Source organism: Streptomyces sp. NBC_00370 (genome assembly GCF_036084755.1).
Lineage (GTDB): Bacteria > Actinomycetota > Actinomycetes > Streptomycetales > Streptomycetaceae > Streptomyces.
Genome location: NZ_CP107968.1, coordinates 255,749 through 266,889, shown reverse-complemented (window position 1 = coordinate 266,889; position 11,141 = coordinate 255,749). Strand labels below are relative to the sequence as shown.

11 protein-coding genes are annotated in these 11,141 nt (G+C 69.2%); 4 read left to right on the top strand and 7 right to left on the bottom strand.

The features are described 5' to 3' along the window. Positions 1-309: 309 nt before the first annotated feature. The 4 genes from OHS57_RS01220 to OHS57_RS01205 all read right to left on the bottom strand — a co-directional run bounded on the left by OHS57_RS01220 (position 310) and on the right by OHS57_RS01205 (position 4,544). Positions 310-1,245, bottom strand: a complete 936-nt coding sequence (locus OHS57_RS01220; protein ID WP_328580626.1) for a bacteriocin fulvocin C-related protein — start codon at positions 1,243-1,245, stop codon at positions 310-312. A gap of 100 nt (positions 1,246-1,345) precedes the next feature. Continuing rightward, positions 1,346-1,693: a DUF6355 family natural product biosynthesis protein gene (locus OHS57_RS01215; RefSeq protein WP_328580625.1), complete on the bottom strand. Its 348-nt coding sequence runs from the start codon at positions 1,691-1,693 to the stop codon at positions 1,346-1,348. 635 nt (positions 1,694-2,328) lie between these two features. Next, positions 2,329-3,594, bottom strand: coding sequence for an FAD-dependent monooxygenase (locus tag OHS57_RS01210; RefSeq protein WP_328580624.1), 1,266 nt, complete (start codon positions 3,592-3,594; stop codon positions 2,329-2,331). Positions 3,595-3,875: 281 nt separating this feature from the next. Next, positions 3,876-4,544: a hypothetical protein gene (locus OHS57_RS01205; protein WP_328580623.1), complete on the bottom strand. Its 669-nt coding sequence runs from the start codon at positions 4,542-4,544 to the stop codon at positions 3,876-3,878. A 100-nt stretch (positions 4,545-4,644) separates the two neighbouring features. On the opposite strand from OHS57_RS01205, the gene OHS57_RS01200 reads away from it, so the two are divergent. After that, complete coding sequence (locus OHS57_RS01200) at positions 4,645-4,773, top strand: hypothetical protein (protein ID WP_328580622.1); 129 nt, start codon at positions 4,645-4,647, stop codon at positions 4,771-4,773. Here the strand turns inward: OHS57_RS01200 and OHS57_RS01195 are convergent. The 3 genes from OHS57_RS01195 to OHS57_RS01185 form a co-directional block, all read right to left on the bottom strand. Further along, entirely contained in the window at positions 4,770-5,723 is a 954-nt protein-coding gene (locus tag OHS57_RS01195; protein WP_328580621.1) for a DUF6924 domain-containing protein, read from the bottom strand. The genes OHS57_RS01200 and OHS57_RS01195 overlap by 4 nt on opposite strands. A 502-nt stretch (positions 5,724-6,225) precedes the next feature. Then, on the bottom strand, positions 6,226-6,729 hold the full coding sequence (locus OHS57_RS01190) for an SRPBCC family protein (RefSeq protein ID WP_041999783.1): 504 nt from the start codon (positions 6,727-6,729) through the stop codon (positions 6,226-6,228). Positions 6,730-6,740: 11 nt separating this feature from the next. After that, complete coding sequence (locus OHS57_RS01185; protein ID WP_328580620.1) at positions 6,741-7,436, bottom strand: SDR family NAD(P)-dependent oxidoreductase; 696 nt, start codon at positions 7,434-7,436, stop codon at positions 6,741-6,743. A 491-nt stretch (positions 7,437-7,927) separates the two neighbouring features. Here OHS57_RS01185 and lanL point away from each other — a divergent pair, with 491 nt between their 5' ends. The 3 genes from lanL (at position 7,928) to OHS57_RS01170 (ending at position 11,087) form a co-directional block, all read left to right on the top strand. Beyond that, positions 7,928-10,684, top strand: a complete 2,757-nt coding sequence (gene lanL / locus OHS57_RS01180) for a class IV lanthionine synthetase LanL (protein ID WP_328580619.1) — start codon at positions 7,928-7,930, stop codon at positions 10,682-10,684. Between the two features lie 73 nt (positions 10,685-10,757). Next, positions 10,758-10,880 (top strand): hypothetical protein, encoded by a 123-nt coding sequence (locus tag OHS57_RS01175; RefSeq protein WP_277816784.1) that lies wholly within the window; start codon positions 10,758-10,760, stop codon positions 10,878-10,880. Positions 10,881-10,955: 75 nt separating this feature from the next. Beyond that, a complete protein-coding gene (locus tag OHS57_RS01170) occupies positions 10,956-11,087 on the top strand; it encodes an ALQxL family class IV lanthipeptide (RefSeq protein ID WP_198533492.1) in 132 nt (43 codons plus the stop codon). The last annotated feature ends 54 nt before the right edge of the window (positions 11,088-11,141 follow it).

The following is an 11,141-nucleotide window of genomic DNA, read 5'->3' as shown; positions in this document are numbered from 1 at the left end:
GCGGGCCTGGGGCTTCTTCATGGGGTCTGCCCGATCAACGGGCGCCGGTGTCGGCCACGATCGAGCCGGTGACGGCGAGGGAGTTGCCGACGTGTCCGGCCAGCAGGCCCAGGGCGGCAGAGTGGACGCGACCGTCACCGCGGGTACGTCGTCGACGCAGGGAAGCTCGTGGCGCACGGCGAGAAGCGCGTCGAGCATGTGACCGACGACGGGAGCGTGCACGCCACGGCCACGATCGCCCCCCGACCAACTTGCCGCGAGGGTGCGACCAGCCGCTCCTGGGAGGGCGCAAGCTCCCGGCAGGGGGCGTCAGTTACACAATCCGCTGCATGGTCCCAGCCACAGTGGACCGCAGCCGTAATCCGTCCAGTTGCAGTAATACGGTGAGGCGTAGCACACCGTGTCGCAGCTTCCAGTTCCCGCGCACTGGGAATTGCAGTCGACGAGCTGGACGTTCTGATCGCTCCGAGGCGACACGCTCTGCGTGTCGGCAGGGCCCAACACCCGGAGAATCGCCCGCGCCTCGCTCTCGCCGAACACCGCCAGAGCCGCTCCTTCCAGGCCTTCGGCGGCTTCTCCCTGCCGCCGCCCCGCGATGATCTGCGGTGCCGTCCGCGTCGCGTCGTCGAGGACGGCGGATTGCTCGGCCGTCAGACCGGGGTGTGTCTTGCGGTAGTTCGCGAAGTGCGCCACCCACAGATCGCTCCGAGCCGAAGCCGACAGCGCGCCGTAGATGGCGCGCCGATAGTCGGCGGGGTAGGAGACGAACTCGGCATAGCCGGAGGGCAGTCGGTCGAGATGGGCCTTCACCCATCGCGACGCCTTGCTGCCCTTCGCGCGGGTCATGGCTTGCGCGGGTGACGCGGCCAGGCCGCCGGTGACCAGAAACGTTCCCAGGGCCAGACCTGGCACGGCCTTGAGGATTCCTCGACGGCTCGGGGGCCGCAGCACATCGAGATCGCGGAGTGCACGCACCACCCGCAGCGAGTCCGCAGGCCCCAACAGCCGGGCCAGGCGCAGGGACAGCGCGGTTCCGGTCCAGGCCCGCACCTGATCGCCGTTGACCGCCAACAGGGTCGGGGCCCATGGGGCCCCTTCCCCCAGGGCACGCGACCGCAGGCCGCGAATACGGGGCTCCGTAAGGCCCGCGGTGGTCAACGTGCCGTCGACGGAGGCCCGAACCCGATCTACCACTTCTTCACAGAATCGGCAGTCGGCGTCAAATGCCAGTACCCACTCGGTCATGTGCCTCTCCCCACGCTGATGTGAAGGGCAAACATGTGCCGAGGCGTCCGGCAGCGTCAAACAATTTCAGCGAGGATTGAAATGCTTGACACCTAAGGATTCAGTGGGCCGTGTGCGCGGTGCGCTCTCCGGCCCGGCAGCCGGCTCCGCCGATGTAGTACACGTTGAGATAGTTCGGGCCCGCGCCAGGCAGCTGGGTGCGGCCGGGGTTGACGCACAGGTGGTAGTCATTCGTGCTGCCATGCCCCCTGACGTCGACATGTACGCGCACTGTTGTCTCGCCGCAGTGGTTGTATCCGGCGAACTGGGACTCGCGGACGCTGTACCGGAAGAAACCGCACTGGGTAAGGGAGCCGGCGGCCACTTGACGTGCTTCCGGACCGCGACCGGACTCGGCGTGAGCCGGCCCCGGGAGCGCCATCATGGCCAGCGCGGCACTTGACGCCACTGCCGCCAGGGCAGCTTGAAGGGGACGGTGGAAAAGCTTCACGAACACTCCTTGCGAGTACGCCAGGACGACAACGACCAGCTGGCCGACGTAATCGTAACTCACTGAAACTGAATCATTGCTTTAAGTCACTATGGGAGTGCCGTTCCTCGCGTCGTTCTCGGACCGCTCGCCACGGTGCTCGCCCACCCCGAGCGATACGGTGCGAGCGCCTGAAGCCCCTTCAGCGGCTGCCGTCGGGCGGGCTCGGTGGCGCTGTGGCCGGTATTGGCTGGGGGATGTGCCTCCCGGCCGGGCTTCGGCAGTCATCCGCAGGGCCGGGCGGTTTCCCGCCGATTGGGAAATGACGATCCGGCGGTTCAGGTCGGCCGAGACGCTGCCGGACGATGACTTGGGGAGACGGTCGACGGCCTTCCGCACCGAGCAGTTGGAGGTCGCGTACGGGTCGTCCCCGATCAGCCAGCGCGGGGCACTGCCCTGCCGTTGGCACAGGGCCGTATCCCAAGGAGAAGCCTGGCGCGCCATACGTCGGCCACAGTTGCACCGGACATAGCGCGCCCCCCCACCGACCGGGAACGAACCCTACCGCCTCGGACAGCGGTCGCTGGGGCAAACGCCCGCGTAGAACTGGCAGTTCACTGCCGTGAGCCTCGCTGACCTTCGGCCACTCCCGCGTAGTCGGGCAGTTCGGCGCCGTTGATCGCGCGCCCCACCAACTCGGTGAACCATTCGCCGGCGAAATCGGGGCGCGGCTCGGCGTCCGGCCCGGGGAGGTCGCGGCTGCGGGCGTTCAGCCGGCCGATCTCCTGGTTGGCCTCGACGAACGAGCGCATCCGCGCCTCGTAGCGGGCGAACCCTGAGGTGGGGTCCCAGCCGGCGGCGGCCAGCTCTCCGGCCAGCAGGTAGGCACCGACCAGTGCCAGCCCGGTGCCCTGCCCGGACATCGGCGACGAGCTGAACGCCGCGTCCCCGAGCAACCCCACCCGTCCACTCGACCAGCGGTCCATCATCACCTGGGCGACCTGGTCGAGGTAGAAGTCCGGAGTGTCGTCCAGGTGCGCGAGGATGTCCGGGGTCAACCAGCCCATGCCCGCCATCCGCTTCCGCAGCAGGGCCTTCTGGGCTGCGACGTCACGGTGGTCGACGGCGAAGTCGGCCGCGTCGAAGTAGAACATGGCCATCGCCCGGGTGGCGTCCTGGATGGGCCGCAGGAGGGCGGAGCGCCCGGACTCCTGATCCTGGTACTCCAGCAGCCAGCGGTCCAGCCCGAACTCGTTGGGCACGCTGAAGAAGGCCAGCACGTGCCCGAGGTGACGCAGGAACCGCTCATGCGGCCCGAAGACCATCGCTCGCAGCTCCGAGTGCAGCCCGTCTGCCCCGACCACCAGGTCGAAGCGCCGCCGGTTGCCGCCCGCGAAGACCACGTCGACCCCGTCCGCGTCCTGGGCGAGCCCGGCGATTCGGTCGCCGAAGACGTACTCGACGCCGTCGCGGGTGTCGTCGTAGAGGACCTGGGCCAGGTCCCCGCGCAGGATCTCGATGTCCGCGATGAACCCGTCGCCACCGTCGTCGTCGGCACGGAAGGTCTCCAGCACCTGCCCGTCCGCGTCCACGGTGTGCGCGCCGGCGGTGTCGGTGCACGCCGCGCGCACCGCCGCGTCCAACCCCATGCGCCCGATGACCTCCTTGGCGATCCCGCGGGCGTCCACCGCCTGGCCGCCGGGACGCAGCTCGGGAGCCCGCTCCACCACGGTCACCTCAGCTCCCCACCGGCGCAGCCAGTGGGCCAGCGCGGGTCCCGCGATGCTCGCCCCCGCCACCAACACCCGGGGACCGTTCACCCGCGTCCCCTGCCCGCCTGTCCGGATCGCGTGCCCGGGGGTGGTGTCGTCGACGCTCATCACAGCCTCCATCTGCTTCTCCCGTACTGGTACGTCCCAGCACGGGCCCACCGCTGTCGGTGTATTCAGCCGTATCGACCACGGATCCGCACAAGACTCATCGGTCGCAGCAGACATTGATGAGAAACGCCAACTCCGATGAGACTCACACCGACCCGGACCGGTGTAAACCAGCAGCTCAACGAGTCCGCACTCCGCGCCTGCGGGGGAGGAGTCCGACGCCCGGCAGCGTGCGCAGCGCGCCGAAGGCTACGCCGGCGGGGTCACCGCGTGGAGCGCGCTCAGCCGCGGGCGATCTTAGGGAAGGCCTTGTCCGTGTCGACGTAGTACTTGCGGACCAGCGGGCCGAATCCGTCCTGCGAGTCGCCGAGGACCATGGCTTTGAGGACCTGAACGCTCTTCGCGTCATCGAATTTCCGCGCCGCCGTCTCGGTGCCGCCGACGACCAACGGTTTCCACTTCGCCCGAGACTCCACTGTGGCGCTGACGTCCGGGTCGAAGCCCAGATAGTAGGGGCGTGCGGAGGGCTCCTGCCCGACGGCCAAGAAGACGATCACATGAAAACCGGTGTTGTGCTTGTTGTTGAACTTGCTCTCGCTCCCGCCCACGTGCCCGGCCGAACCGTTGATGAATACGGCACGGTCGGCCTTCACGGCTTCGCCGACAGCGGCCCATTTGCTTTCTGTCGTCAACGGCACCGAGAGGTCCGAGGGCTCGTACAATCCCCCTGCTCCCGGGCTCAACAGAGCGCCCACCCTTCGAGCGCGCACCTGACAGTCGTTGTCCATCATTCCCATGAACATGGAATCTGTCGGCATCTGCAACCAGAACTTGAGGCGGTCGAGGGCGGGGCCCGGCGTCGCATCCACCGCCTGCGAGATCCGCGCCCTGATGGCCTGGATCGTCGGTGTGGTCTGGTCGACGGCTTGAACGTACGCCTGCTCGATCATGAAGATCCCCCCGGTCGATTCCCCTGTTCCACTATGGCGTACGGAACGTGCCTCCGGTAGAGCGGAGAGTGAGGAGCGGAAGGCCGAGGAACGCGTCGCCGTGGCCGTCAGCCAGGTCCTTCTCGGTGAGGCCTCCATCGACGCCGATGCTCAGTGCTTCGTCACGGTCCCTCCTGATCGGCACGACACGACCCGCCGCCCCACGGCGCTGATCGCGGACAGGACCTAGTCGCCCATGAAGTCCTCGATGTCCATGTTGCCGATCGCCAGATTGCCGACCATGCTCCCGACTTGCTCGGGGTCCATCCGGAAGGCGTGCCCGATGGGACCCTCCAGGGGTACGACCAGCACGCGGTGGCCGGGATCGCGCATGGTGGTCCCGTCCGCGATCACCACGACGTCCGCGGCCAGCTGCTCGGGGTCCTGGCTGTCGCGGACCAGCGCCATGAGCTGCTCCGGGCTGGAGTCCTGGAACGTCGGGTCGTCCACGGTGTCGATGTAGTCGCTGAAGTCGTCGATGGGGTCGCCATAGCCCGGCCCTGGGCGGTACGTGGTGTCGAGGAGTGAAGCCCAGGCGGCGGCATCGGTGAAGTCGGTGCGCACGAGCAGACCGAAGTTCTCCTGGGTGAGCACGGGCAGGGCGCGGGTCGGGGGCTCATAGAGCGGTGGACGATTCAGAGACTCCAGGTTGGCGCCGATGGGATCGGGGAGGTCGTCTGCCCAGTCCTCCGCGGTCTCGTCCTCCTCGGGCTCCCATTCGGGTGCGGCGGGGGCCTTCTCCTCGAAATGCTCCAGGGTCATCTCCTGGTACGGGCGGTGCAGCACCAGGTAGGTCAGGGCCGCTTGACGGGGCGTGATCCGGAACGTGTCCCCATCGGTGGCGCGGAAGGCCAGCAGCGGACGTAGGTGAGGGTTGGCCGTGGTCCTGTCGTTGGCGAGCACGACCAGATCGGGTATCCACCTCCTGTCTGCGGCCAGGATCTCGCGCACCTCCTCGGGGGTGGCGCCCTGCCAAGCGCGGTCGTCCACGACGATCAGGCGCCGGGGGATAGGCTCCCGCGGCACAGCGCGGGCCTCGTGGCCCCCGCGCGGAGCGACCAGACCGGGCAGTTCGCCCATGCGGGAGAGCACGTCACGCCACGCGTCGTCGTCGCTGTGGTGGGTGCGGATCAACAACATGCCGGACACCCGCGGACCGTCATCGGCCGGGGGCAGGGGCAGGGCAGGACGCATCAGGGGGCCTCGCGAGTATCGCCGTGGGTTGTCAGTTACTCGGTTCTACCCGCTGCCTCTGACAAGGCCCAGTTCTCCCACCCTGTCTCACACACCTGGGTTCGCTGAACTCGGCGGACAGCAGGGTGATTTGGGCGGTGCTCGCACCCTGGCCCGGCGAGCGCGTGCGGAGGAAGAGGTCACGGGCCCGTCCGGTTCGTGGCGATGCTAAGGCGACGGCCGCCCGGGGTGAGCAACTGGGGATCGAGTGACGCCGGACCCTGCCCTCACGCATCGGCCACGGCGGGCGTCAGCCGGGATTGTTCAGCAGGGGCAGCCCCAGGCGCCATCGTGCTCCGGGCGACGAGGTACATCGACGCCGCCGTCGAACTGCTCCTAGCCGAGGGCCGAGCTCCTCACCGAGGACATCGCCCGCCTCAACCGGGACCTTGTGCGGCCCGCGGGTGAGTCACTGTCGGTGGGCGATCTCTTCCGCCACCCGGGCCGCCTTGTTCACACCGTCAATCATGTAGCGCCGCCACAGTGGTGCCACGGCCCGGCGCAGGAGCGGGGCGCGTCCTGGCAGCGGCTTGAATTCGTAGGTCCAGCGGATGAGGGTGCCGTCTCCGTCGGGGCTGAAGGTCCATTCACCGCGCACGCCGCTGACCAGGCGTCGCATCGCGTTGGTGAAGTCGGTGATCTCGTAGGCGAAGGAGTGCGGGGCCGTGTACTGGGTCAGGCGCTCGACGGCGGTGGAGCCGTCTGTGAGGTCCGGGTTGCGTGATTGGCCGGCCGCGTCCCACGCCCCGGTCTGGTTCTTCGCGCCACGGACGCCGGGGAAGGGGCCCCAGCCGGTGAAGACGCGGGAAAGGTCGATCGGCACGATGATGTCGAACGCTTCTCGCGGAGAGAGCGTGGTGCGGGTCTGCACGGTGACTGGGACGCTGACGTCTGCGTCATTGATCAGTGTCATGGTCGTATTCCTTACCAGTTGACGGGGCCGAGGCGGTCGATGAACCGGCCCGTTCCGGCGTCCGGGTGTTCGGTCGCGAGTGTCACGATCGCGTCGGTGCCCTCCGTGACGGTCTGGGTGCCGCGGTGTCCGTTGAAGTCGGTGGCGGTGAAGCCGGGGTCGGCCGCGTTCACCCGGATGCCCGTCAGGGCTTTGGCGTACTGGGTGGTCAGCATCGTCACCGCCGCCTTGGAGGCGGTGTAGAGCGGCATCGAGAACTGTGATTCCACGCGCTCGGGGTCGTGGGTGAGTGCCTGTGATCCCATGCCGCTGCTGACGTTCACCACGGCCGGGTGCTGCGCCTTACGCAGCAGCGGCAGGAAGGCGGTGGTGACGCGGACGATGCTGACGACGTTGGTCTCGAAGACGTGCGAGGCGTCGGCCGCGGTGAGCTGCTCGGCGGGCACAGCCGGTCCGGGTACGCCGGCGTTGTTGATGAGGGTGTCGACGCGCCCTTCGCGGGCCTCGATGTCGGCGACGGCCGCTGCGACGGAAGCGTCGTCGGTGACGTCGATCTGCACGAAACGGGCGCCGAGCTCGGTGGCGGCGGCCTGGCCACGCTCCGGATCCCGGGCGCCGAGGAGCACGGTGTGGCCCAGGGAAGTGAGGCGCCGGGCGGTCTCGAAACCGAGGCTCTTGTTGGCCCCGGTGATGAAGGTGATGTTCATGGATCCAGCATCGGCACGCAGGTGGGGAACAACCAGAGAAGGCTTTTCGGTAGGAAAACGGGTACCACCCTCATCGGCCCGGTGCGCCGCCCCATGGGGTCATGAGCGCAGACGAGACAAGTTTGGGCGCTGGAGACTCGGATCGACGGCCGTTGCCCCAGCCCGCGCGGACCGCACCTGGCGCGGCCACCACCCCGGTGCCGCCGTAGGCGCCCAGGCTGTCCGTGACACCGAATGCGCCGCCTGCGCCGACCCGGAGCAGGACGTCCACGACTTCCTCCTTGAGCGCGTCTTCCCCGGCCGCGGGGTCGACGTCGTGACATCGGGGGAGTGGATCGACCAGCCGGGTCCGAGCGGCTGACCGACCAGGTCGGAGCGCCGCACGGCGCAATGTAGGGGTTTCCCCAATGCTCGTCTCCCGCGCCGAGGGCCACTGTGGGACGGCCCGGTCTCCCCGGGACCGTCGAAGCAGAAGATCAGGAGGCCGCGCCGTGTCGTCCCTCTCCCTCCGGCATCTGGTGCGAGCGGCTCTCGACGATGTCGGTGCGGCCGGATGGGCGGTCGAGGAAGAGGACTTCTGGTGCCGGGTGACGCGGCCCTCGGCGTCCGAGCGCGTCCAGGGGTGGAAGCTGCACGTCTCGGCGACCGCGCTGTCCGCGCCGCACGTCCTCGACCGGGCTGCGCGGATCCTCGCGGCGGGCGGCTGTTCGTTCAAATACGCCCGCAGTCTTGAGCTGGTCGAGGAGATGACCTCGGCGTCCTACGACCGCGCGCAGTGCGGCAAGTTCCTCACCGCGTACCCCGATGACGACGCCCACCTGCGCGAGTTGGCCCACCGCATCGACGCTGCGACCGCCGGACTGCCAGGACCGGCGATCCTCTCCGACCGGCCGCTGCGCAAGGGCAGTCTCGTGCACTACCGGTACGGCGCCTTCCGGGGCGTTCCTGTGCTCACCAACGACGGCTCCTTCGAGGCCCGGTTGCGGGAGCCCGGCGGGGCCGCCGTACCCGATCCGCGCAAGCCGTGGTTCTGTCCGCCGCCCTGGGCCGAACTGCCTCTGGCAGGCACGCCCGGTCGTGCTTCGGCGGCGCCGGCGGCGCCCTCGTCGGTGCTGTTGGCCGACCGGTTCGTGGTGAAGGAAGCCATTCGGCACTCGGCACGGGGCGGTGTGTACCGCGCGCTTGACGAACACACCGGGGCCGAGGTGATCGTCAAGCAGGCCCGTGCCCACGTCGCGGGAGGGCTGACGGGCAGTGACGCACGGGATCAGCTCCGCAGGGAAGCCGCCATGCTGACCGCGCTGAACGGGCTCTGCCCCGATGTCGTCGATCAGTTCGAGAAGGACGGTCACGCCTTCCTGGTGGAGACTCTGATCAGCGGAGAGACGCTCGCCCGGTGGGTCCGGGACCGGTACGCCGACGCCGCGCCCGGTGTGGACCCGGCGACGGCGCTCTCCATGGCGGCCCGGCTGGTCCGGCTCTTGGGTGAAGTGCACCAACGCGGCCTGGTCCTCCAGGACTTCAGCCCGAACAACATCATGGTGGGCGACGACGAGCGGCTCTGGCTGATCGACCCCGAATGGGCGAGACGTCCGGACGAGTGGACTTATCGTGCCTACACACCGGGGTTCGGGGCGCCGGAACAGTGTGCGGTGCCGCGCATCGGACCCGCCCACGGGCCCGCCGTCGACCTGTTCGCACTGGGCGCTGTCCTGTGCTACCTCACCACCGGTGTGGCCCCGGCCTTCGCTGCGGACGACGACACGACGGATGACGACACAGCAGACGACGACGCGGCTGACGGGGCCGAGGACAACCGCGCCGCCCGCTCACCGGAGGAGCGCGTCAGCGCCCTGTTGGCCCTGATGCGCTCGGAGCGCCCGGCCGTGCCGACACTGGCGCCCGCGATCCTCGGCCTGATGGTGGCGGAACCCGAACTGCGCTGGAATGCGGAGCAGTTGGGTGAATACCTGGCCGGTCGGACGCCGACAGCAGGGGCAACCGCCGCGTCACCTAAGCCCCCACCGGTTGAACCAGCCGGCGCCCTTCCCGACGTACGCAGACTCGTGGACGACGGCCTCACCTACCTGGTCCACGCACTCCGTCCGCACCCCGGTGAACGGCTCTGGAAAAGCGGCTCCTTCGGAGACACCACCGACCCGTGTGCCGTCCAGCACGGTTCGGCGGGCGTGCTGGCCGTGCTGGGCCGGGCATCCGAACTTGTCGACCGCGACGAACTGCGGCATTCCCTGGAGCGGTTGGCGCAGTGGACCGACGAACGGCGCGAAGACGTGCCGCGCTTGCTGCCAGGCTTGTACTTCGGCCGAGCGGGGACGGCCTGGGCGCTGCACGACGCGGCGCGCCGCCTGGACGATCCGACGATGGCCCGCAGGGCGGCCGACCTGGCGCTGGCCGTGCCCGTACAGTGGCCCAACCCCGATGTGTGCCACGGCGCCGCCGGGGCGGGCCTGGCCCAGCTGCACTTCTGGCAGGCGACCGGCGAGCCCGCCTTCCTCGAACGCGTCATCACCTGCGCCGACGGGTTGACCGCTCGCGCCGAGACCGTGCGTGGCCGGACGGTGTGGCCCGTACCCGAGGACTTCGACTCGGTCCTCGCCGGTATCCGGCACCTCGGTTTCGGGCACGGTGTGGCCGGTGTGGCTTCCTTCCTGCTCGGGGCGGGTCAGGCGACCGGGTGCCAGGAGTACACGGATCTGGCCGTCGCTGCCGGCGCCACCCTCGCGGCGGAAGCCGAACTGGGCCCGTGGGGGGCGCGCTGGCGCTCCGACCTGGATCATGAGCCAGGGACCGGCCTGCTGTACCACTGGTGTTCCGGCGCGTCAGGGATCGGCACGTTTCTGCTGCGCCTGTGGCGCGCGACGGGCGACAGCGCTCACCTGCGCCTCGCGGAGCAGGCCGGTGCGGCGGTGCACGCCGTCCGCTCGACCGCCTCGACCGCTGCCTGCCACGGGATCGCCGGCGACGGAGACTTCCTCCTCGATCTCGCCGACGCCGTACCCGAAGGTCCCTACCGGGACTGGGCCTGCGACCTGGCCTCGGTCCTGCGGCTGCGCGCCGTGCTCCGCGACGGGCTGTTCGTCGTACCGGACGAGTCGGGAACGTCAGTACGCCCCGACGCGCAGACCGGCCTGGCCGGCGCTGTTTCCTTCCTGCTGCGCCTCACGCACGGCGGACCACGGCCGTGGATGGCCGACCTGCCTGCCGAATCCGCTCACACCCCCCGCTGAGCCGCTGGGAGCGGCCGGCCCGTCGATCCGGACACCGCGTCCGCGGTGCCCTCCACCGGAACGGAGACCATTCATGGAAACAGAGCTCGAAGCGCTGCAACTACTGCCGGCCGAGGCCGAGGAAACCGCCATCGCCTGCACCGTGACCTGTGGGGTTTCCTGCTCTCCGGGCGGCACCTGCTCAGTGACCGGCTGACCCGCTGACGGGCACCCACGCCCACCGACAGAGAACCACCGAGAACCACCGAGAACCATCCCAGAAGGAGAAGACATGGAGAGCGACCTCGATGCCCTGCAACTGCTGACGGGCGAGGAGGCCCAGGAGCAGTCGCTGATCCTCTGTGAGGGACACACCTGCAACGGTGGCAGCACCTGTGCCATCAGCTGCAACGTCACCAACTGACCTGACGTGAGGCCGGTGACCGGTGCGGCCAGTGGGAGCGCACCGGTCACCGGA

Excerpts from the sequence above, each read along its gene's own strand:
- OHS57_RS01220 (WP_328580626.1), bottom strand. The coding sequence starts at position 1,245 with ATGACCGAGTGGGTACTGGCATTTGACGCCGACTGCCGATTCTGTGAA.
- OHS57_RS01210 (WP_328580624.1), bottom strand. The coding sequence starts at position 3,594 with ATGAGCGTCGACGACACCACCCCCGGGCACGCGATCCGGACAGGCGGG.
- OHS57_RS01205 (WP_328580623.1), bottom strand. The coding sequence starts at position 4,544 with ATGATCGAGCAGGCGTACGTTCAAGCCGTCGACCAGACCACACCGACG.
- OHS57_RS01195 (WP_328580621.1), bottom strand. The coding sequence starts at position 5,723 with ATGTTGTTGATCCGCACCCACCACAGCGACGACGACGCGTGGCGTGAC.
- OHS57_RS01190 (WP_041999783.1), bottom strand. The coding sequence starts at position 6,729 with ATGACACTGATCAATGACGCAGACGTCAGCGTCCCAGTCACCGTGCAG.
- OHS57_RS01185 (WP_328580620.1), bottom strand. The coding sequence starts at position 7,436 with ATGAACATCACCTTCATCACCGGGGCCAACAAGAGCCTCGGTTTCGAG.
- OHS57_RS01175 (WP_277816784.1), top strand. The coding sequence starts at position 10,758 with ATGGAAACAGAGCTCGAAGCGCTGCAACTACTGCCGGCCGAGGCCGAG.
- OHS57_RS01170 (WP_198533492.1), top strand. The coding sequence starts at position 10,956 with ATGGAGAGCGACCTCGATGCCCTGCAACTGCTGACGGGCGAGGAGGCC.